We start from the raw sequence: 21,411 nt of genomic DNA on the forward strand, positions 1-21,411 counted from the left end.
GCCGATGCGGCTGCACCAATCAAGGACGAACCGATGCAAAACCCCAGCCATGTATGTGCCAAAAAGCTCCTCTGGCTTTCCGCAACCGCGGTGCTGGTCATCGTCCCCCTGACCACTGGTGCTGTCGCGGGAGGCCGGGAATCCCTGCGCGGGCCGCATCCGTGGGATTTTCCCGACCGCAACCGCGAAACGGCCTTCGCCTATCAATATGCCCGCGACAACCGCGCGGCGGCGAACAATGGCAACGGCGCAGCGGCCATTGCCGGCGCCCTCGGCGGCACCGTCATCATCAACAACAACACCACCGCGGTTGGCAACTGGCAGCAGATAGAGTTGACCCTGGGAGACGGCGCTGAAGGTCTGGTCATGACCGAAAACCACCAGGACAATTCAGGTGAGGCGACCGCGGAGACCAGCATTTTTGACGAAGCGTTCGAATCCGCCAGCCCCACGGAGACCGCCTGGGAGTAGCCCCAGCGATCGCGCTACTTGCCTTCTTCAAGGCTGCCGGTGGCGGAAGAAAACCGGGCCGGCAGTCAGTTCAGCGTCAACTGCTCATGTGCTCTTGAGGGTGTCTCGGTCAATGGCAGCATGACGTCATCCCGGAAAGGCCGGTAGATGACAGCATCATTGCACCAGAGTCCGTCACGTGTCTCGCTGGCCAGGGCCATGGTTTCAGGCATGTCGATGTCTCCCACGCCACCGGACCGTCACCGCCCGTGGACATCCTCATCTCCGGCTGGCTCCGCCACGCGCGTCGTATCCAGGCTGATCCAGCTTCTCATCCAAGCCGTTTTTCGGTGCTGCGGTCGAAGACATGCACCTGGCCGGCCTTGGGGGTGAGATGCATCATGTCGCCAGGACGGACGCTCAGCCGATGCGGGAAGGTGACCGTCAGCTCCTCGGCCTGCTTGCGCAGCAGGACCTCGGTCTGGGCACCGGTCGGCTCCACCACTGCCACCTGGGCCTTGAAACTGCCAGGCCCCGGCGCCTGGGCCACGTCGAAATCCTCGGGCCGTATCCCGATGCGGACGTCGCCGCTCTGCAGGTCGGAGGGAATCACGATCCGGTCACCATCACCCAGGATGGCGAAGCCCGGATCTCCGGCGCGGATTTCGGCTCCGAGGAAATTCATCGCGGGCGAACCAAGGAAGGATCCGACGAAGACGTTGCGCGGCCGGTCATAGAGTTCGAGCGGTGTGCCCATCTGCTCGATGCGCCCGTCCTTGAGCACGACAATGCGGTCGGCCAGCGTCATCGCCTCGATCTGGTCATGGGTGACATAGATGGTGGTCGTCTTCAGCCTCTGATGCAGCTCCTTCAGTTCGCTGCGCATCTTGACCCGCAATTTGGCGTCGAGATTGGACAGCGGCTCGTCGAACAGAAACACCGATGGCTCGCGCACCAGCGCCCGGCCCATGGCGACCCGCTGGCGCTGACCGCCGGAGAGTTCGCGCGGATAGCGGCCCAGCAGGTCCGACAGGCCAAGCACATCGGACGCACGTGCGACCTTCTCGGCCTGCACCTCCTTGCTTTCTCCCGCCAGGCGCAGTGAGAAGGCCATGTTCTCGGCGCTCGTCATGTGCGGGTAGAGCGCATAGGACTGGAACACCATGGCGATGCCGCGATCACGGGCGGCAACATCGTTGACTGCCCTGCCGTCGATCAGCAATTCGCCGCGCGAGATCGGTTCCAGGCCGGCAATCATCCTGAGCAATGTGGACTTGCCGCAGCCTGATGGCCCGACAAGCACGACGAACTCGCCTTCCTCGACCTTGAGGTCGACGCCCTGGATGACGTTGACCGTACCGAAGGATTTTCCCAGTCCCTTGAGTTCCACTGTTGCCATGATCAGGCCTCCATCCGGGGGGTTGCCTGCCCGACGCGGCAGGGTGACTGAAGTTGAAATCGAGCCGCGCCTGCCATGAGGCATTGGGTTCGAGCATCGGGCCGGCAAGGCTGGTGCCATCGCTGGCCCTGCCGGAACTGGCGGGCTCGAGAGCCAGAATATTGCGCTTTGGCCGCGGGTCACTCCACAGCTGCACGAAGGGCAGCGCGGCGCTGGGTCCGGTCATCGACACATGCAGGCCGCGCCACGGACCGCTGGCGCCGCGCTCGAGTTCGAGACGGAAGGTGGGATCGTCGCCGGACGGGTGGCACTGGACCTGCGGTTTGCAGCAACCGGCGCCGGGCACGGGCAATTGTGCCGTCAGGCGATCGACGCCGTTGTGGCGCACGGTGGTGCCATGGCCAACGGCGGGAAAACCGAAATTGGTGTGATAGAGGATCTGCATTTCCTGCTCGGTCATGCCGATATTTTCCACCCGGTCGATGATCGCCAGGCTGCGTCGCCCGATCGGCGCCTCGATGCGCCGGGTCAGCCGAAAGCTTTCGCCGCTGAGATGCGCGCAGACCATTTCGCCCTCGGCATACAGCACCGGGACTGCGGCATCCCAGTTTTCGCCGCACGCGATCAATCTTGCGGGCGTGAGCGGCAGCCGCCCGTGCAGCGGTTGCCCGTTGCGGGGCTGACGGGTGTGGCTGAGCCCGCAGGTGACCAGAAAACCCGACAACGCCCGCTCGATGCCGGTTCCACCATCGCTTTCAGGGTCATGGCGGCCAGGCGCAATGTAGCCGTTGGGATGCTGCCAGGCGATGGGCATGCCCCCAAACCAAAGAGGGCCAATGTCCATCGAGCGGTCGCTCAGCACCCAGAAATCAAGCCCTCCACCGGTGGAAAAGGCCAGGGCCCGCTGTCCCTGCTCGGGGCCGTCATCGAGCCTGATACGCCGCACCGATGCCAGCTGGCGCCGGTCGCCGGTATAATCGGCGAGCAGCCGGCGTTCGGGAATGGCCGCATGCGATGTCATTTCGCGGCCGCCAGATAAGGATCAAGCGACAGCCGTTCGAAGGCTTCGGCGGGGGCATCGAGATTGTGCATCATCTCCGCCATCAGCCGGCACATCCGCTCTTCGACCTCGGCATTCTGGATCGGGTTTTCCTGTCCGGGATCGGTCGACAGATCATAAAGCCTGGTTTCGTTCTCGATGAAGGCGCCGGGGCCATAGGTGTCATACATCGCCGAACGGTGATCGACCGGCACCTTGAGAAGCGGCGCGCCCTTGGTGAAAGGCATTGCTGGTTCGAGCTCGGCCTTTGCCAGTTCGGCGGGATGGAAGAAATCGAAGATGTGGGTCGGCATCAGCGTGTACTGGTAGATTTCCTGGCTCTTCAGATCCGGCGGGTAGCGGTGATAGGTATGGTGACCGTCGGTGATGTTCACCGCGCCGCCGAAGTATCCGTAGAGCACGGCACTGTGGCTGGAAGCCTCGCCGTCAATCAGCGGCAGCAGCGATTGCGACTGCATCTCGGCAGGGCGTGATGCGCCATGCAGATCGAGGAAGGTGGCGGCAAGATCAGCGGTCTGGGTGAGCGCCGTACAGCGGCTGCCTGCGGCGTCCGCACGCCGAGGATCATGCACGAACAGCGGAATATGGGCGATCTCCTCATAGATGTTCATCCGGTTCTTCGCCCAGAAATCATGTTCGCCGAGCAGGAAACCGTGATCGGTGGTCACCACCAGCGCCGTGTCCTTCCACAGATCGTGACGGTCAAAGGCATCGAGCAGCTTGCCAAGCAGCGCATCGCAAAGCGCGACGGTGGCATAGTAATTGGCGCGCAGCTCCTCGCATTCCTCCGGCAATTCGTCGACCCGGCCATAGCGCGGCCAGTCGCGGATCGGACCGTCCCAGCCGGTGTCGAAAGCTTCCTTGAAGCTCGCCGGCGCGTGGAACGGCTCGTGCGGATCGAAGGTCTCAATCTGCAGCAGCCAGTCCTCGGCGGTGGCATTCTCGTCAAGAAACGCCAGGCCCGCGTCAAACACCTGAACCGAGGGAAAGTCCTTGTCTTCCTTGATGAACTCCCGGTTGATGACGTTTTGGGACTTGTAGTCCCTGCGCTTGGTCGAGAACTGCGCCTCGTGGTACTTTTCCTTCAGCCGTTCCCAGTGCGGCTGCACCATGGCCTTCCACGGATCTCCCTCCTGGCCACGGATGAAATCATAGCTGTCATAGCGGTTGTGATAGGTGGCGCCGCCGTCCTCCCAGTAATGGAAGTGGTCGGTGACCAGATGCGAATAGGTGCCGCCGCGCGCCAGGATTTCCGGAAACGCATTGTCGAAAGGTTCCATCGGCCCCCAGCTGCGGTGCAGGAAATTGAGCCGTCCCGTCAGCATGTCCCGACGCGCCGGCATGCAGGGCATGGAACCGACATAGTGCCGGTCGAACGTAACCGAGCGGCGGGCCAGCCGGTCGAAATTGGGCGTCGGGACCCGCGTCCCGCCATAGGGCGACAGCAGGTGGCGGTTGAGCGAGATCGAACAGGACGAATACGGTTTTCATGGCAGCCCCGGTTATTTTACGGCGCCCGAGGTCAGACCGCGAACGATGAACCTCTGGGCAATCAGGAGGAGAAGGAAGGCGGGCAGCATCGACAGGGTCGAGGCGGCTGCCATCTCGGTGAAGGCAACTGTATTTTCCTGCGCGTATTTTCCGATTCCGATCGGCACGGTGGCGGTCTGCCGCTGCGCCAGCGTCAGCACCACCGGGAATTCGTTCCAGCTGAAGATGAAGCTGAGAATACCCGTCGCGGCCAGGCCCGGCCGGACGATCGGCAGCACCACATGGCGCAGGATCTGCGGTGTGCGCGCCCCGTCCATGGAGGCTGCATCGACCAGCTCGTTGGGCACGTCACGGATGAACACGCCCATCATCCACAGCGCCATCGGCAGGTTCAGCGTGGTATGCGCCAGGATGATGCCGCTCAGGGTGTTGTCGAGCCCGAGCGAACGGAACATGGTGAACCAGGCGCCTGCAAGCGTGATCGGCGGCACCATGTGAAACACCACGGACCAGGCCAGGAGCGAGTGCAGAACCCAGGACGGCCAGCGCATGCGATACAGCGAATAGGACGCCAGCGTGGCCACGATGAGCACCAGGACCATGCTGGTGCTGGCGACGATGATGGAATTGAGGAAGTTGCGGGCAAAATCCGACGTGCTGTTGAAGATGGCCTCGAAATTGCGCCAGGTCGGCACGAACAGGAACTTGCCCAGCAACAGGTCGATCTGGTTCTTGAAGCCGGCGGCGACGATCCAGAGGAACGGGAAGATCACGATGAGCGCAGACAGCGACAACACGGCGTGACGGGCAAAGGTGGAAGTGGCGCTGTCGGAATGCATCACGCGACCTTTCTGCGGCGGGAGATGCGACCGGCCACGAAAATCAGGATGGCAACGGTGGCAAAGGTGATGATCGAGATCGCGGCGCCGTATCCCGGCCGGTCTTCGGTAAAGAACCGCCGGTAGATGGTGAAGCTCACCACTTCGGTCGAGGTTCCCGGACCGCCGCCGGTCAGCAGATAGACTTCGTCGAAAACCTTCAACGCCAGGATCATCCGGAATATGAAGGTGACGGCAATCGCCGGCAGCATCAGCGGCAGGGTGATGAAACGCAGTGCCTGCCAGGGCGACGAGCCGTCGATTCGTGCCGCCTCGTAAATGTCCTGCGGCAGGCTTTCCAGCGCCGCCAAGAGCAGCAGGAAACAGAACGGGGTCCAGTGCCAGACATCGACCAGGATGACCGAGGCCAGCGCCAGATGCGGATTGCCGAGCCAGTCCTGCGGGCTCATGCCCAGAAAAATGGCGGTCTTGTTGATGACGCCGAAATCATAGGAATACATCAGCTTCCAGATCGCGCCGATGATGATTCCGGGCACCAGAATAGGCAGCAGGAAGACGGTCCGGTAGAACAACCGGCCGCGGGTGACACCGGTGGTCAGCAGTGCCAGCATGAACCCGAGCACCATCTGGATCGACACGGCGACTACGGCGAAGATCACGGTGTTGACAGCACCGGCGCGGAACAGGTTGTCCTCAAAGGCTGCGGCATAATTGGACCATCCGACGGATTTCCAGACCGCTGCACGCTCGATCCATTCGATGTGATGGAAACTCAGTGCGAACAGGTTGATCATCGGCACAATTGTCAGCGCCAGAAACAGCACGACTGCAGGCATAAGCGTCATGTAGCGCCAGAAGACATCGTTCTTCATGGAGAAATCCCCGCGGTGGGTGGGTGTGGCCGCCCGGTTTCCCGGACGACCGCGCCTGGGAGGCGAGCTATTCGAGCGGCGGCAGCGTCGGCGCCGTGTAGCCGGAATCGGTCATCACCTTGGCGATTTCGGTCGCGGCCGTGTTGAGCGCTTCCTTGAGCGGCAGTTCGCCGGAAATCGCCTGGTTGAACCGGAGTTCGGTGATTGCCAGCACCTGGCTGGCTTCCGGAATGACGAAGGTCAGCCGTGCATTCGGGATCGAATCCGCTAGCGCCTTCATGTAGCGAAACTCCGGCTTGTCGGCGAGTTCCGAGGTCAGGACCGCACGGGACACCGGCGGTGAACCGGCCTCCGCATAGGCCCGCTGGGCCTGGTCTGTCTGGAACCAGGTCAGGAACGCAAGCGCTGCCGTCTTGCGGTCATCGGGAATGTTCTTCGGAATGCCTCCCAGCCAGTGGCCGAGCGGCGGCGAGGACGGATGCTCGGCGGTGCCCGGTGTCGGGGCGTAGTTGACCTTGCCGACAACGATCGAGTTCGCCGGGTCGTCAAACAGCGCAGGAGCCGGAACCCCCTGGATATGCGCAGCCTGTCCGGTTGCCATGTTCTGGATCACGTTGGTCTGGGTCTGGCCTGCCGTTGACGGATGGCCAACCTCTTTCGCCAGCTTCAGGTAGGTTTCCATGCCGGCCAGCGTTTCGGGGCTGTTGACGGTGACGGTGTAGTCGCCGCCTTTCTGGTCGGCATACAATGCGCCGCCATGGGACCAGATATAGGGCAACACATCGAAAGTGACGTCGAAGGCGCCGCGCTGGCCGCGCTGGGAGATGCCGTACATCGCCGGCGGATTGTGAAGCGCCTTGGCATTGGCATAAAGCTCGTCCCAGGTGGTCGGCACGCTCAGGCCGTTCTCCTCGTAGAGATCCGAGCGGTAATGCAGGAGCGGCAGGAACGGATTGATCGGCACGCTCAGAATGTCGCCATTTGCGGCGTCGATCTGCTTGGTCTCCGAATTCCAGTAGACGGAATCATCGAAGGTGTAGATGTCGGGGTTGAGCTTGAAGCCGGCGTCGATATTGGTCAGCGGCTCCAGAAAGCCACCGGTGTAGAATTCGATGAAGAAGCCGGCGTTCATGATCAGCACATCATAGGGGCTTTCGCCGGTGCGGACTGCGGCACGCTGTTTTTCCAAGCTGCCCGCGAAGGGGTTGACGTCGAGATTGACGGTGTTGCCGGTTTCGGACTGGTAGAGTTCGACGGCCTTCTGGAAGCCGGCAAACCACGGCGACTGGTTGATGACGATGGTCATCGGCACCTGATCGGCGGCCATGGCTGCGGTTGATGTCGAAACAAGCAGCAAGGCGGCAAGCGTGTGCCGTAACCTGCCGCGCAGCGAATGCGTCGAATTGATTGAAAAATGCCCCATGGTTTCCTCCTCCAAATTGGCAGATCCACCGTCGATCCGAAATGCCGATGTGCCGGTGGATGTCTAAGCATGGTCACTATGAAGCCCGCCATCGCATGCCTCAAATGATTATATTTTGCATGTCCATAGCCAAAAGCTATGCCTGGCCTAATTGTGCGGGTGATCGCGCGCGATAATGCGCAGTTTCTCGACCAGGAATTCGGCCGCCGGAGAAATCAGCACGGGCCTGCGGAAGATCAGGCCCGCCTCGCGTGAGGTCATCAGTTCCGGCACGTCAAGCCGCACCAGCCCGCTGCCTTCATTGGTCTCCAGTGTCGAGGCGGTGGTATAGGTCAGCGCATCCGACCCCCTGACCAGGGCCAGCAAGAAGGTGACAGAACTCGAGGTGGCCGCCGACAGCGGCGGCGGCTTGCCGAGCGAGATCAGCTTGCCGTCGAGCTTCCGCCGGGCCAGCGTGTGCGGCGGCGGCAAGGCCCAGGGCTCGACCAGCACCCGTTCTATTCCCGGGTTCTTCACCCCGTGAAGCGGGTGTCCGGACCGCGCGCAGACAACCAGATCGTCGCGCGAGAGAACCTCGACCTCATAGGCATTGTTCTTCTCGTTCAGCGGCACCTCGGCAATGACTAAGTCAAGATCGCCTTCCGACAGTCCATGCAGCAGGCGCTCGTCAAATCCCCCCGTGACGGTGACCTGCAGGGCCGGCCGCTCGCTTAGGGCGGCGGCGACGGCTTCGGGCAGCAATCGCCGCAACCACGATGGCCCCGCGCCGACCCGGATATGACCGGTGCCGCCGGTGCGCAGATTGTCGATCTCTTCCACCGCATCGCTGACCTGCGCGACGACAAGACGGGCATGACGAAGCAGCCGCTCGCCGATAACGGTGAGTTCAACCCCGTGCGGGCGCCGCTCGAACACGGCCGCGCCGAGCTGGTACTCGAGCAACTGGATTGCCTTGGAAAGCGTCGGCTGCGCCAGATTGAGCGCCTTGGCTGCCTTCGACACCCCGCCGAGTTCGGCAGTCTGCAGGAAATAGCTCAGAAGGCGGAGATCTATGGATTTGCGGCTGTTCACTGTCCCTCCCGAGGTCGCACAATTACGCTTGAACTTGCCCCAAGCTGCGTCATGAGAGGACGATAGGCAATAGGAAACGATGCCGAGCGCCTATTGGCCGAGCCCAGTTTCAACTTTGCCGAGACTGGGGGCGACAGGGCTCAGGCAGGGCTGCCGCGTTCGGCGTCGGGCTCCAGCCGGGCCGAGGACTTCATGAACACGAAGGGCATCGCCGCCAGCACCAGCAGGCATTGCAGCAGGAAGATCGTCGAGTAGATTCGCTCGGAAGTCACGTCGACCAGTTCCATGACCGTCGTCATGATCTCGAAACCCTCGAGCCCCACTTCCGTGCCGATGACGATGACAAAGGCTATGAAGAACGCCAGCGAGGCGCTTTTCGAGCCGCTGTTGGAGCAGGCAAAAATCGCCGCCGTGATCAGCAGTCCCGAGCCGAAGCTGACGACCATTTTCGAACCGATGAACAGTTCGGAATAGGGATAGGACTGGTAGAGCAGGAAAGACCCCAGGCCGATCACTGTGATGAAGGCGCCCGCCAGCATCAGCGCCTGCTGCAGGTCGAAACGGGCGAGAATGGCGGTTGCCCCCATGGCGGCGACCACCTGCGCCAGCGCGCCAAGCGTGGCCCGGTCGGCAATCAGCGTGTTGGAACACAGATGCGCAAACAGATAGGCGGTGTCATAGAACCCCGTGGTGGCCGCATTGACCAGAAACATGAAGGCAAAGATGCCAAGCACCCCGGCATCCTGAACCTTGTTTGACCCAGCATTGACCGAGCTCTGTCGGCGCATGGTCACAAGGAAATACCCGAGCGCCAGAATGAAAACCACGCCGGCGATCAACGTATAGAGCGATGTGATGCCCGCCAGTGTCATGAGCATGGTTGCCGCCTCGAAGCTGACAAGTGCGGCCAGCACCGGCACCAGGCTTCCGCCGGCAGCCGGGCGCCGCTTCAGATCAGCCTCGACCCCGGCAGCGGGCGGCTTGACCAGCATAAGGCCGGCAATCAACAGAAAGACCACCCCGGCAAAGCCGGTGAAGAACACTTCCAGCCCGTAGCGCGGAGCGACAACACGGACCAGTTGCGGGGTCACAAGAAAGGCCATCGGCATGGCGACGGCCCAGGTCCCGGTCAACAGCTTGGTGTGTTTCTCGCCGCCCCAGCCCGTCATCAGCTGCGCCAGGGGGGCCAGCGTCGCCAGTGAAAACCCCAGAAGGGGAAACAGCAGGAACACACTGGCCGCGCGGGCCGCCAGCGGCGGCGACAGCCAGAATACCAGCGCCAATCCCAGACTGGCCATACCCGCAACAAGACACATCACGCCGGCAAGCTGGCGGGGCGGAAACCGGGCAATCAACCGTGGCGCGACCAGCAGCGCCACCAGAACGGCACCGAGAAGCAACTCGATGACGGCCGAGGTCTGGGTGACCGAAATCCGCAGAAAGCTGGCAAACACCCCTTCCGAGACAAACACGGTCGAGCTGACAACGGATCGCAGCCCGTTGCCGAACAGGACCAGGATCAGCAACAGCGGGAGAGAGGCCTTGGTCATCTTGCTCAATTCTTTGTCAGATGCTCGGCAAGACGGATCGCCATGGCAGCGATGGTCAGCGACGGCGCATTGACCGGCGCGCTGACATGGGTGGAGGCGCCCAGCACATAGAGATTGGGGTGCTGGTGCGTGCACAGATCGGTATCGACCACCGACGCCGCCGGATCCGTGCCCATGCGCGTGGTGCCGGCGATGATGGCGTTGGACAGATAGGGTTCGTCATCCTTGATATCCGGCGCGCCCATCAGCGTGAGCACCTTGGTGTTGACCTCGCGGGCGACATCGATGCCCGCCCGTGTATAGTCATCGATGGCGAAAGCCACGCGCGGACGCGGTATGCCGGCGCTGTCGGGCTTGTCCGACAGCGTGATGCGGTTTTCAGGCACGCCAAGCGTCTCGGCGGATGAATTGATCCTCACATGACGGGCGATCGTGTCATTGAGCGCGCTCACCAGCGCGCCGCCTCGCATGCCCTTGCCAATCAGCTCCCGTGACAGCTTTTCGGCATCGGAATTGCCGCTCCAGCCATTGTTCATGAAGGAGGTTCCGAAGGCGGCATATTCCTTGCGGAAGTCGCCGTCCCGATATTCGATGATGCCCGATGTCTGCTGCGGACCACGATAGGGGAACACGGGATTGGTGACTTCGCCCATCACATCGACATTGTATTGCGAAAGCAAATAGCGCCCCACCTGGTCGTGCCCGTTGCCAACCCCGTCTGGCGCGGTTTCCTGTCTGGAATTGAGCATCAGACGCGGATTCTCGATGGCATGCGCGCCGAGCACGAAGCTGTTGCCCGTCACCTTGGCGGTGCTGCCGTCGGGGCGGCGGATGGTCAGGGAAACGACGTTCCGGTCAGCCCCGATCTCGATAAAGGTCACCAGCGCTTCGAGCTCGATCCGGGCTCCCGCGGCCAGCGCCTTGTCCATGTCCATCGAGGCATCGTATTTTGCCCCGATCGGACAGATCGGAACGCAGGTATTGTTGCCGCAACAGGCCGGGCGGTTGTCGAATATCTCGGAATTACGGGCATGCGAAAAGCGCCTCGACTGCAGGCCCATCTTGCCAAGCGCCTTGTCGATCTCGAGATCCATGAAGGACGCGGGGATGGGCGGCATGGCATAGCCCTCGCCGTCGCGGCGGGGGGCGCCCCAGGAATAGTCCGGGTCGCCCGACACGCCCCAGCGCGCCTCGGCCTGCTCGTAATAGGGAACCAGATCCTCATAGGCGATCGGCCAGTCGGTGCCGCGGCCATACAGCGTGGCGCTGCGGAAGTCATTGGGCCGCAGCCGGTCGGCAAAACCCGTCCAGTGCCAGCTCGTGCCGCCATAGATGCGCAGATAGGCGCCGATGAACCGTTCGGGGCCAGCCTGGTCATAGAAATCGTCATAGCCCGTATCAGTGGGATGGGGAGCCCAGTCCTGGCTGGGATAGGGCCCCTGCGGTCCCTTGACCGGGTTGGCGTAAAACTCCGCCAGATATTCCGAGCGCGACTTGCGCCCGCCCGCCTCCAGGACCAGGACATCGCGGCCGGCCTCGGCAAGGCTGCGCGAAAGATGCGCACCCGCCATGCCGGAGCCCACGATCACGATATCGGCGTGCAGATCGGTCATGCGGCCTCCCAGGGCTTGAGCCAGTAACCGAATTCAGGTCCCGCACACAGGCCCGGCGCCTTGGCGAAGCGCAGGGATTTCCAGCCCAGGGCGTGGGGATAGTTGACCATCGGGGCGGTGGCGACCGAGGGATTGGCCGAACCGGTAAACAGATAGAGCGCAATCCAGCGCACCTGGCCCTCGATCTCGTCGGGCTGGGGCTCAAGCACGCTGGCAATGCCATTATGGCCGAAATGCTCAACCAGCCGCCACAGCGCCGGTGCGCCGTATTCCTGCGCAAAATCACGCCGCAGTGCAGCCCGCAGCACCGGGGACACCGGAACCGGTCCGGCAATGGCACTCACCAGGCCGTCCAGCACCGCATCGTCATGGGCCGTGCCGAGCCGGGCCGCATTCGCCGCCGGAGCGAGCGCAAGCACGCTGCAGCTTCCCGCAAGGAAAGCTCTTCTGGAAAGGCCGCAGCCGCTCACTTGACCGACACTTGCACGAAACCGCGCGAGCGGTTGGAACCGGCATCGACAAGCATCATCGCCTCGTGCAGTTTCTCGACGCTGATCCAGACCGGCGGATATTTGTATTTGGCCACATCCAGGATCAGCACCGTGTCGGTGTCCTCGTCATAGGCTGCGACCGGGGAGATGTGACCGTCGCCATTCTGGGGCAGCGCCTTGCGGGAATAATTGACGATCAGCCGTGCATTGCTGTCGCCAAGGGTCTGCTTGATGGCGGCTCTGAGCTCATCCACCGAGGTTTCATCGGCGAAGCGATGTTCGGCGGCCAGCCCGACATTTTCGATGAAGCTGTCCAGCTCATCGAGCGTCAGCCCTTCATGCTCGACCATGGCATAGGGCTTGAGCGCCTGGTTTGCCGGGTTGAACAGCGTGTCCTGGGTAAACAGGGCCCAGGGGAAAAGCCGGGTCGGCGATGGGCGCGGGATATCCAGGGAATTGGCGACACCGGCAACGGTGGCCGGGCCGCAAAAGGTGAGGATCTGTTCGCTTTCCAGATAGCTGGCCAGACTGAAATAATCCCGGTTGAGTTCGGCATCGAGCAGCCTTTGCCCGCCGGCATCGCTGGTCAGGTAGAGCAACTGCTCATCAGCCTGGACCGGAGCCGCGATGCAAAACGCGCCAATGACGAATGCGACTAGTGTTCTGCGAACCATTGCACGATCTCCTCGATATCCTGGTCAGACATATCCTTGACGTAAAACGCCATCACCCCGGCCGGACCGCCGGTCCGGCGGCCTTCGCGATAGGCGCGCAGCGCCATCGCCATGTAGTCGGCACGCTGACCTGCCAGAATCGGCACGCCGGCGACCAACGGATTGCCATCGGCCGAATGGCAGGAGACGCAGGCCGCAGCCTTGGCCGGCACGGCGCTGTCCTCTGCATGGGCGGCAAACGGCGCCAGCAGCGCCACGAGTGCCAGGCTAAGCCTTGATATTGACATTGAGCATCATCCCCAGGTCCTCGTGTGGCAGTATGTGGCAGTGCATGACAAAGCGCCCGTCAAAATCGGTAAAGCGCATGCGCACGGTGGCGGTGCCTGCCGCGGGCACGGCAATGGTGTCCTGCCACTGGATCTCGGCAAGCCGCTCGCCATTGATATGGGTGATCTGCATCGGATTGACGTGCACATGGAGCGGATGGGGGAAGGGTGTCGTGTTGACGAATTCCCACTCCTCGGCCGAGCCCAGATCCGCCACGATGTCATCGCGCGCCGGATCGAACGGCTTGCCGTTGAGCGTGAACACCGTGTCCTTGTACATGCCCGGTGCGTCGATGACGCCCAAGACAATCTGCCGCCGGTTGGTGATCTCGGCGTCCGTGATCGCGGTCAGAACCACATTGTCCGGCAATTCGTCCTGAGGAATCCGTGTGCCCTTCTTCACGTCAGCGGCAATACGGTCGGTATTGGCCGGCAGCACGATCACCTGCGCCATTCGCGCATCCGGGATCGGTGTCGTGCCTTGCGAAAAGGCCGGGCGGAACAGCTCATAAACGCCCACCTTGGGCGCCCGCACCAGGATATTGGCGCGATTGCCCGGCGCGATCTCGATGCTGTCGGTCTTGCGGGCGAAATCATGCGGATTGCCGTCAAAGCCGATCTCGTAGAGCTCGAGACCGTCAAGCGTCATCGGCAGGAACTGCTCGTCGCCGGCATGGAGCCAGCGCCAATGCTGCACCTCGCCCTCGCGCATGTAGATCCGCGGCTGGTATTGACCATTGATCAGCCAGTAGCGCTCTGAATCCAGGCTCCAGATCGTGTCGTAGCTGTCAACCTTGCCGTCTTCCTCATCCACCACGGGACACTGGAACACCATGACGCGCTCGATCGCCTCTGCCACCTCCGGCACATCATCGAGCGTGCCGGTGACGATCATCATCCCGCCGCAGCCCGAGGCCACCTGCACGGCGACGGAGCCATGCCGGTGCGGGTGATACCAGTAATTGCCGGCCGGATGATCCATCGGCAGTTGCACCAGGTAATTGAAGCTCTCGCCCGGATTGATCTGCAGGAAGACATTGTCGCTGTTGCCCTTCGGGCTGACATGAAAACCGTGGAAATGCAGATTGGTCGAATTGAACTGGTTGGGCGTATTGGTCACCGGGTCGCGGTCACGATTGGGCGGCATCTGGTTGTGCAGCGCGATTTCCATCTCGTCACCGGGCATCAGCCGGAATGTCGGGCCAGGAAGCTCGCCGCCGTAAAGCCGCAGCGACGCGCTGGCATAGGGCAGATCCTTGCGTGCGATCACCATGGTCATCTCGGTCTCGAAGCGGCCGCCGACGGAGCGTATCTCCCGCGGATTCTTCAGATCGTCCTCAAGGCCGAGCGGCGAACTGGCCGGAACATGCCGCGGATCATCGACCGCCTCGCCGTCGGCTGCCGCCAGGTCGTCCCCGCGCAGGGCGATCACACCGGTGGCGGCCAATGCGGCCATGGCGGTGGTGCCCAGAAGGAGTGTGCGCTTAGTGAACTGCATGGGACTGGTTCCGCCTTGGCTGTTTTGTCTGCCGAACACTCTTTCTCGTTGGCCGAGTTCCAAGGTCGACAACTAAGCACTTGGCAATCATGAACAATTAGCCACTGAAAAAGCTCCTAAACCGTTAATATTACAATTTGCAATTGATCAAACGACGCGACCGCCACCGATCATACCACACCCGGAAGCCATCGTCAGGGATCGCCCGCATTCCCGGAATCAGTTGTGTCGCGATATCTGCAGCGCAAACTGGCCGATCCTGTACCCCCACGCCGCGCGGGCCAGTGCCCAATATCGAATTTGCGTCCACGCCGCAGGTCTTCGACATGCGCATCAAAAACCAGAAAGCCCCGTATCGCCACCGAAGCACTGCACGTCCTCCTCTTCCAAGGGACCCTCAGCTGCGCGCATCTGAAACTTCCATGAAGCCGAGCCTTGCCCTACCCTCAAAACGCAAAAAGCGCCCCATGGGGCGCTGATCATGGTGTGTTTGACGTGCCCCCGCCAAATTGGGCCATTTGAAGCTGGAATTTTCCATTTATGATCCCTGCGGGGACAGAAGGAGAGTTCCATGAAGGCATCGAAATTTTCCGAAGCGCAAATCGCCTTTGTCTTGAAGCAGGCTGAAGAAGGAGCCGCTGTCGCTGACGTCTGCCGCAAGGCCGGGATTTCTGATGCGACATTTTATAACTGGCGGAAGAAGTATGCAGGCCTGATGCCGTCGGAAATGAAGCGGCTGCGACAGCTGGAGGATGAGAACAACAGGCTCAAGAAGATCGTTGCGGACCTGTCGCTCGACAAAGCCATGCTCCAGGACGTGCTGTCAAAAAAGCTCTGAGGCCTGCCCGCAAACGGGAACTTGTGGACAGGGTCAAAGGGGACTGGAAGGTCTCGACACGCCGGGCTTGCTCGGCGCTGCAGATCGACCGCTCCCTCTATGTCTACAAGTCGAAGCGTGGCGAGAAGGCCGAACTGAAGCTGCGGATCAAGGACATCTGCCAGACGCGCGTGCGCTATGGCTACAGGCGTGTCCATATCCTGCTCAGGCGGGATGGATGGCCGGTCAACCCGAAGCGAACCTATCGCCTTTACAAGGAGATGGGCTTGCAGCTCCGCAACAAGACACCCAAGCGCCGCGTGAAGGCAAAGCTCAGAGAAGATCGAAAGGATGCGACCCATTCCAATCAGGTCTGGGCGATGGACTTCGTTCACGATCAGTTGGCGACCGGCCGCAAGCTGCGCATTTTGACGGTTGTTGATACCTTTTCCCGCTTCTCGCCCGTGGTTGATCCACGGTTCAACTACAAGGGAGAGGACGTGGTGCTGACCTTGGAGCGCGTGTGCAGGACGGTTGGCTATCCACAATCGATCAGGGTCGACAATGGCAGCGAATTCATCTCCCGCGACCTTGATCTGTGGGCCTACCAGAAGGGCGTCGTCCTCGACTTCTCCCGCCCTGGAAAGCCTACGGACAATAGCTTCATCGAATCCTTCAATGGCAAGTTCCGGGCCGAGTGCCTGAACACCCACTGGTTCCTGAGCCTTGACGACGCCCGGTCAAAATTGGAGGATTGGCGTAGAGACTATAACGAGTTCCGGCCACACAGCTCGATCGGCAACAAGGTGCCGATTTCGCTGATCAACGGCTCATCGGCTGAATAGCCCCGAGTTTTCTAGACACCCTCGGTTTTCATTTCTTGCTGCCGTTCGAACTCGACGGGCGACAGCATCCCGTTCCTGGCATGCTTGCGGTTTGGGTTGTAGAACATCTCGATGTAGTCGAACACATCCTGTCTGGCTTCGACTCGGGTCTTGTAGGTTCGACGCCGTATCCGCTCCCGTTTGAGCAAGTTGAAGAAGCTCTCGGCAACCGCGTTGTCATGACAGTTTCCGCGCCTACTCATTGAGTGTTCCAGATTGTGAGCCTTGAGGAAAGCAGCCCAGTCGATGCTGGTGAACTGCGAGCCCTGGTCCGAATGGATCAGCACCCTGTTCTTCGGCTTTCTACGCCACACGGACATGAGCAGGGCCTGCAAGACCACGCCCGCCGTCTGACGGCTCTGCATTGCCCAGCCGACGACACGCCGGGAGTATAGATCGATCACGACCGCCAGATAGGCGAAACCTTCCAATGTTTTGATATAGGTGATGTCGGTCACCCAGACCGTGTCTGGCGCATCCACGTCGAACTGCCGGTCCAGCGTGTTGTTGACGACCAATGCCGGCTTTCCGCCATAGCTGCCAGGCCGACGCTTGTAGCCGATCTGGGCCTTGATGCCCGCCAGTGTAGCCAGACGCGCAACGCGGTTAGGACAGCACGTTTCGCCTTGATCCAGCAGATCATCGTGGAGCTTACGATAGCCATAGACCTTGCCGCTGTCTTCCCAAGCTGTCCTGATCAGCTTTGTCTGACGTTCGTCTTCCTGCGCCCGATTGCTAAACGGGTTCTTCAGCCATGCGTAGAAGCCGCTAGGTTGAATGCGAAGGGAACGGCACATCGCTCGCACCGAAAACAGCGGACGATGCTCTGCTACGAAGGCGTACTTCACTTTGCATCTCGCGCGAAGTACGCCGTTGCCTTTTTTAAGATGTCGCGCTCCTCCGTCACACGCGCCAGTTCAAGCTTCAGTCGTCGAACTTCAGCAGCCTGTTCGTCGATAGACCCATCGCGGGAGCCTGACTTCGCGAACCGCTTCTTCCACGCATAAAGCGAGTGGGAACTGACACCCAAGCGCTTCGAAACTTCCGCAACCGGATAACCGCGCTCAACGATCTGATGAACAGCATCGCGCTTGAAATCGTCACTGAATTTGGCTGTGCTCATGATGGCCTCCTTGCCTCAAATTTAGGGAAGAAGGCGTCTACAAATCTAGGGGCTATTCAGGCAGCCCCGCCGGCATGAGCCTTAACCCCGGAAAATTCCAGCTGCCGCTGGCCCAAAATCGGGGGGCACTTCATAGAAACCCAAGACTCTCCCGAAAACTGGAGGGAACTCGGGTCTCAGGTCACCAGGTGATTGCGCAGCAAACGCCGAAAGGATTTCAGGTTATGGCGCTTTGCGCGAGGAGTTACCATCGCCAGCGAAGACGATGTCTTCGCGCCGGTGACCATTGTCCCCCAAAAGCAAAAAGCGCCCCTTGGGGCGCTGATCATACTGTAGATATCATGTAATTTTGGTTGCGGGGGCAGGATTTGAACCTGCGACCTTCAGGTTATGAGCCTGACGAGCTACCGGGCTGCTCCACCCCGCGATAAGTCCTGAGCGTCCGGGGCATGCCCGGTCTTTTGTTTGCCGGTCCTCGAGGCTATGCCTCTGTGGTCCGGCGGGGCTGCTCGACCCCGCGCCTCAAGCTTAGTGTGCCTGGGGCGATAAAAGCAAAAACGGGCCGCGATTTGCGACCCGCGGCTGGTCCAATTTTCGTAAAGGAGAAGATGAATGTTGCGATTTGCAGACCTGGCAGCGACCTACTCTCCCGCGTCTTAAGACGAAGTACCATCGGCGCTGGGGCGTTTCACGGCCGTGTTCGGAATGGGAACGGGTGCAGCCGCCCCGCCATAACCACCAGGTCGGCAAAGCGCAACATGCTTACTGGCCAGGACGGTTACCCGCCATGGCTGACCATGTTCCACGCGAATGGAACACATCAGTAAACTGTATGAGAAGCTGGCGGGTGGCTAAACCCTTTTGTCTTAAGAACACGTCTTCGTTTCGCTCACGGGCCGAAGCCCTGCGCGGCGCGCCAAATGATTGACGACGGGCACTTGCCCTTGCGAAGCGTAAGCTTCGAAAGCGCGACTGCGCGTCGGCCATTATTGGCCGCCCCGTCCGGAGGATAGGCGCTATTGCGCCGCTCATCCGTGAGGACAAAACAACTACATCGAACTGTGTTCGATGAGCACAAGCAATGAGAACAATCAAGCCGATCGAGCTATTAGTACTGGTAAGCTTCACACGTTACCGCGCTTCCACACCCAGCCTATCAACGTGGTAGTCTTCCACGACTCTCAGGGAATACTCGTTTTTGGGTTGGTTTCCCGCTTAGATGCTTTCAGCGGTTATCCATTCCGTATATAGCTACCCTGCTATGCCGTTGGCACGACAACAGGTCCACCAGAGATACGTCCATCCCGGTCCTCTCGTACTAGGGACAGATCCCATCAATATTCCTACACCCACGGCAGATAGGGACCGAACTGTCTCACGACGTTCTGAACCCAGCTCACGTACCGCTTTAATTGGCGAACAGCCAAACCCTTGGGACCTGCTCCAGCCCCAGGATGCGATGAGCCGACATCGAGGTGCCAAACAACCCCGTCGATATGGACTCTTGGGGGTCATCAGCCTGTTATCCCCGGCGTACCTTTTATCCGTTGAGCGATGGCCCTTCCACGCGGGACCACCGGATCACTATGACCGACTTTCGTCTCTGCTCGACTTGTCAGTCTCGCAGTCAGGCAGGCTTATGCCATTGCACTCGACGACCGATTTCCGACCGGTCTGAGCCTACCATCGCGCGCCTCCGTTACTCTTTCGGAGGCGACCGCCCCAGTCAAACTACCCACCATACACTGTCCCGGATCCGGATAACGGACCGCGGTTAGACATCCACGAAGATAAGGGTGGTATTTCAAGGATGGCTCCACGCGAGCTGGCGCCCACGCTTCAAAGCCTACCACCTATCCTACACATGCCTTGGCGAATGCCAGTGTAAAGCTATAGTAAAGGTGCACGGGGTCTTTCCGTCTGACCGCAGGAACCCCGCATCTTCACGGGGAATTCAATTTCACTGAGTCTGCGTTGGAGACAGCGGGGAAGTCGTTACGCCATTCGTGCAGGTCGGAACTTACCCGACAAGGAATTTCGCTACCTTAGGACCGTTATAGTTACGGCCGCCGTTTACTGGGGCTTCGATTCAAAGCTTGCACCTCTCCTCTTAACCTTCCAGCACCGGGCAGGCGTCAGGCCCTATACGTCGTCTTGCGACTTCGCAGAGCCCTGTGTTTTTGATAAACAGTCGCTACCCCCTGGTCTGTGCCACCCTCTTCCACTTGCGTAAAAAAGGGTCACGCTTCTTCCGAAGTTACGCGTGCAATTTGCCGAGTTCCTTCAACGCAGTTCTCTCAAGCGCCTTGGTATTCTCTACCTGACCACCTGTGTCGGTTTCGGGTACGGTCTATACGGTGGAGCTATTTCCTGGAACCTCTTCGCTGCACCTCCAATCCAGTAAGGAGATACAACACACGAGATCCGTCACTACCACCAGGCCCACGAATATTAACGTGGTTCCCATCGACTACGCCTTTCGGCCTCGCCTTAGGGGCCGGCTCACCCTGCTCAGATTAACTTTAAGCAGGAACCCTTGGTCTTTCGGCGAGGGAGTCTCTCACTCCCTTTATCGTTACTCATGTCAACATTCGCACTTCTGATATCTCCAGGAGCCCTCACGGGTCTCCCTTCACAGACTTACAGAACGCTCCGCTACCACGTGCAGTAAACTGCACATCCTCAGCTTCGGTGCATGGCTTTAGCCCCGGTACATTTTCGGCGCAAGACCCCTTAATTAGACCAGTGAGCTGTTACGCTTTCTTTAAATGATGGCTGCTTCTAAGCCAACATCCTGGTTGTTTTGGGAGTCTCACATCCTTTCCCACTTAGCCATGACTTGGGGACCTTAGATGGAGGTCAGGGTTGTTTCCCTTTCCACGACGGACGTTAGCACCCGCCGTGTGTCTGCCGATTAGTACTCCTCGGTATTCGGAGTTTGGTTAGGATCAGTAAGACGGTGAGTCCCCATAGCCCATCCAGTGCTCTACCCCCGAGGGTATTCGATCGACGCACTACCTAAATAGTTTTCGCGGAGAACCAGCTATCTCCGAGTTTGATTGGCCTTTCACCCCTAACCACAAGTCATCCCAATCTATTGCAACAGATGCGGGTTCGGTCCTCCAGTTGGTGTTACCCAACCTTCAACCTGCTCATGGCTAGATCACTCGGTTTCGGGTCTAATGCAACAAACTAATCGCCCTATTAAGACTCGCTTTCGCTGCGCCTACACCTATCGGCTTAAGCTTGCTAGCTGCACTAAGTCGTTGACCCATTATACAAAAGGTACGCCGTCACCCTTGCGGGCTCCGACTGCTTGTAGGCATCCGGTTTCAGGAACTATTTCACTCCCCTTGTCGGGGTGCTTTTCACCTTTCCCTCACGGTACTTGTTCGCTATCGGTCATGCACGAGTACTTAGGCTTGGAGGGTGGTCCCCCCACGTTCAGACAGGATTTCACGTGTCCCGCCTTACTCTAGGACAAGATTAAGGATTACGTGTACGGGGCTATCACCCGCTACGGCCGAACTTTCCAGATCGTTCCACTTTACTTAACCATGCCACTGGCCTGGTCCGCGTTCGCTCGCCGCTACTGACGGAGTCTCGGTTGATGTCCTTTCCTACGGGTACTTAGATGTTTCAGTTCCCCGCGTTCGCTTCTTACCCCTATGTATTCAGAGTAAGATACCTTGTAACGATACCTAGAAACCATTGCAGTTATCAGCGTGATCGCCTGGAGCAAGCTCCACACAACCGGCCTGCGCCATCCACGTGAGCAGACAACGCCGGCTAAACCGACAACTATAATGATTTTCTAGGCATCTAAGGTG

16 protein-coding genes, 1 tRNA gene, 2 rRNA genes and 1 pseudogene (1 of these 20 running past the window's edge) are annotated in these 21,411 nt (G+C 60.2%); 2 read left to right on the forward strand and 18 right to left on the reverse strand.

Annotated features, from left to right (window positions below):
* Positions 1 to 33: 33 nt before the first annotated feature.
* The gene (locus tag OEG82_RS22960; protein ID WP_267614682.1) at positions 34 to 471 is read left to right on the forward strand and encodes a hypothetical protein; all 438 of its coding nucleotides are present in this window, start codon (positions 34 to 36) and stop codon (positions 469 to 471) included.
* Between the two features lie 65 nt (positions 472 to 536).
* Here the strand turns inward: OEG82_RS22960 and OEG82_RS22965 are convergent, their stop codons facing one another.
* The 14 genes and pseudogenes from OEG82_RS22965 to OEG82_RS23030 form a co-directional block, all read right to left on the reverse strand.
* Entirely contained in the window at positions 537 to 683 is a 147-nt protein-coding gene (locus OEG82_RS22965) for a hypothetical protein (RefSeq protein ID WP_267614683.1), read from the reverse strand.
* A gap of 98 nt (positions 684 to 781) precedes the next feature.
* The gene (locus OEG82_RS22970) at positions 782 to 1,849 is read right to left on the reverse strand and encodes an ABC transporter ATP-binding protein (RefSeq protein ID WP_267614684.1); all 1,068 of its coding nucleotides are present in this window, start codon (positions 1,847 to 1,849) and stop codon (positions 782 to 784) included.
* A gap of 67 nt (positions 1,850 to 1,916) precedes the next feature.
* A pseudogene (locus OEG82_RS22975) lies at positions 1,917 to 2,870 on the reverse strand (DUF4432 family protein); the annotation flags it as partial.
* Positions 2,867 to 4,375, reverse strand: coding sequence for a sulfatase (locus OEG82_RS22980; protein ID WP_324288990.1), 1,509 nt, complete (start codon positions 4,373 to 4,375; stop codon positions 2,867 to 2,869). The gene OEG82_RS22980 and the pseudogene OEG82_RS22975, both read right to left, overlap by 4 nt.
* Positions 4,376 to 4,411: 36 nt before the next feature.
* On the reverse strand, positions 4,412 to 5,239 hold the full coding sequence (locus OEG82_RS22985) for a carbohydrate ABC transporter permease (RefSeq protein WP_267615053.1): 828 nt from the start codon (positions 5,237 to 5,239) through the stop codon (positions 4,412 to 4,414).
* Positions 5,239 to 6,111 carry a carbohydrate ABC transporter permease gene (locus tag OEG82_RS22990; protein ID WP_267614685.1) on the reverse strand — a complete coding sequence of 291 codons (873 nt, stop codon included), beginning with the start codon at positions 6,109 to 6,111 and terminating at the stop codon, positions 5,239 to 5,241. The genes OEG82_RS22985 and OEG82_RS22990 overlap by 1 nt, the downstream gene beginning before the upstream one ends.
* Before the next feature lie 67 nt (positions 6,112 to 6,178).
* Positions 6,179 to 7,534, reverse strand: coding sequence for an ABC transporter substrate-binding protein (locus tag OEG82_RS22995; RefSeq protein WP_267614686.1), 1,356 nt, complete (start codon positions 7,532 to 7,534; stop codon positions 6,179 to 6,181).
* A gap of 147 nt (positions 7,535 to 7,681) precedes the next feature.
* On the reverse strand, positions 7,682 to 8,605 hold the full coding sequence (locus OEG82_RS23000; RefSeq protein ID WP_267614688.1) for a LysR family transcriptional regulator: 924 nt from the start codon (positions 8,603 to 8,605) through the stop codon (positions 7,682 to 7,684).
* A 140-nt stretch (positions 8,606 to 8,745) separates the two neighbouring features.
* Positions 8,746 to 10,155 carry a hypothetical protein gene (locus OEG82_RS23005; RefSeq protein WP_267614690.1) on the reverse strand — a complete coding sequence of 470 codons (1,410 nt, stop codon included), beginning with the start codon at positions 10,153 to 10,155 and terminating at the stop codon, positions 8,746 to 8,748.
* Between the two features lie 5 nt (positions 10,156 to 10,160).
* The gene (locus OEG82_RS23010; RefSeq protein WP_267614691.1) at positions 10,161 to 11,768 is read right to left on the reverse strand and encodes a GMC oxidoreductase; all 1,608 of its coding nucleotides are present in this window, start codon (positions 11,766 to 11,768) and stop codon (positions 10,161 to 10,163) included.
* The gene (locus OEG82_RS23015; protein WP_267614693.1) at positions 11,765 to 12,187 is read right to left on the reverse strand and encodes a hypothetical protein; all 423 of its coding nucleotides are present in this window, start codon (positions 12,185 to 12,187) and stop codon (positions 11,765 to 11,767) included. Before OEG82_RS23015 ends, OEG82_RS23010 begins: the two co-directional genes overlap by 4 nt.
* Positions 12,188 to 12,234: 47 nt before the next feature.
* Entirely contained in the window at positions 12,235 to 12,933 is a 699-nt protein-coding gene (locus tag OEG82_RS23020; protein ID WP_267614694.1) for a phytochelatin synthase family protein, read from the reverse strand.
* Positions 12,915 to 13,220, reverse strand: coding sequence for a c-type cytochrome (locus tag OEG82_RS23025; protein ID WP_267614695.1), 306 nt, complete (start codon positions 13,218 to 13,220; stop codon positions 12,915 to 12,917). The genes OEG82_RS23020 and OEG82_RS23025 overlap by 19 nt, the downstream gene beginning before the upstream one ends.
* Positions 13,201 to 14,757, reverse strand: a complete 1,557-nt coding sequence (locus tag OEG82_RS23030; protein ID WP_267614696.1) for a multicopper oxidase family protein — start codon at positions 14,755 to 14,757, stop codon at positions 13,201 to 13,203. Before OEG82_RS23030 ends, OEG82_RS23025 begins: the two co-directional genes overlap by 20 nt.
* Before the next feature lie 571 nt (positions 14,758 to 15,328).
* On the opposite strand from OEG82_RS23030, the gene OEG82_RS23035 reads away from it, so the two are divergent.
* Positions 15,329 to 16,419, forward strand: a protein-coding gene (locus OEG82_RS23035; protein WP_267614697.1) for an IS3 family transposase whose coding sequence is annotated in 2 segments (ribosomal slippage) — positions 15,329 to 15,581 and positions 15,581 to 16,419 — 1,092 coding nt in all. Because the reading frame shifts where the segments join, the coding sequence is not laid out codon by codon here.
* An 11-nt stretch (positions 16,420 to 16,430) separates the two neighbouring features.
* On the opposite strand, the gene OEG82_RS23040 is transcribed toward OEG82_RS23035, so the two are convergent.
* From OEG82_RS23040 to OEG82_RS23055, 4 genes are all read right to left on the reverse strand, one after another.
* Positions 16,431 to 17,581 (reverse strand): IS3 family transposase gene (locus tag OEG82_RS23040; RefSeq protein WP_267611255.1). Its coding sequence is split into 2 segments (ribosomal slippage): positions 16,431 to 17,332 and positions 17,332 to 17,581, totalling 1,152 coding nucleotides; the frame shifts between segments, so codons are not numbered across the junction.
* A gap of 350 nt (positions 17,582 to 17,931) precedes the next feature.
* Positions 17,932 to 18,008 (reverse strand) — tRNA-Met (locus tag OEG82_RS23045).
* 201 nt (positions 18,009 to 18,209) lie between these two features.
* A 5S ribosomal RNA gene (gene rrf / locus OEG82_RS23050) occupies positions 18,210 to 18,324 on the reverse strand.
* 344 nt (positions 18,325 to 18,668) lie between these two features.
* A 23S ribosomal RNA gene (locus tag OEG82_RS23055) occupies positions 18,669 to 21,411 on the reverse strand (it continues 129 nt past the right edge of the window).

The organism is Hoeflea ulvae (genome assembly GCF_026619435.1).
In the GTDB taxonomy this organism is placed as follows: Bacteria; Pseudomonadota; Alphaproteobacteria; order Rhizobiales; family Rhizobiaceae; genus Hoeflea; species Hoeflea ulvae.

Bases quoted from the DNA above. Each gene is read 5' to 3' on its own strand.
- OEG82_RS23025 (WP_267614695.1), bottom strand. From the start codon at position 13,220: ATGTCAATATCAAGGCTTAGCCTGGCACTCGTGGCGCTGCTGGCGCCG.
- OEG82_RS22990 (WP_267614685.1), bottom strand. From the start codon at position 6,111: ATGAAGAACGATGTCTTCTGGCGCTACATGACGCTTATGCCTGCAGTC.
- OEG82_RS23010 (WP_267614691.1), bottom strand. From the start codon at position 11,768: ATGACCGATCTGCACGCCGATATCGTGATCGTGGGCTCCGGCATGGCG.
- OEG82_RS23020 (WP_267614694.1), bottom strand. From the start codon at position 12,933: ATGGTTCGCAGAACACTAGTCGCATTCGTCATTGGCGCGTTTTGCATC.
- OEG82_RS22960 (WP_267614682.1), top strand. From the start codon at position 34: ATGCAAAACCCCAGCCATGTATGTGCCAAAAAGCTCCTCTGGCTTTCC.
- OEG82_RS22985 (WP_267615053.1), bottom strand. From the start codon at position 5,239: ATGCATTCCGACAGCGCCACTTCCACCTTTGCCCGTCACGCCGTGTTG.
- OEG82_RS22995 (WP_267614686.1), bottom strand. From the start codon at position 7,534: ATGGGGCATTTTTCAATCAATTCGACGCATTCGCTGCGCGGCAGGTTA.
- OEG82_RS22970 (WP_267614684.1), bottom strand. From the start codon at position 1,849: ATGGCAACAGTGGAACTCAAGGGACTGGGAAAATCCTTCGGTACGGTC.
- OEG82_RS22965 (WP_267614683.1), bottom strand. From the start codon at position 683: ATGCCTGAAACCATGGCCCTGGCCAGCGAGACACGTGACGGACTCTGG.
- OEG82_RS23005 (WP_267614690.1), bottom strand. From the start codon at position 10,155: ATGACCAAGGCCTCTCTCCCGCTGTTGCTGATCCTGGTCCTGTTCGGC.
- OEG82_RS23030 (WP_267614696.1), bottom strand. From the start codon at position 14,757: ATGCAGTTCACTAAGCGCACACTCCTTCTGGGCACCACCGCCATGGCC.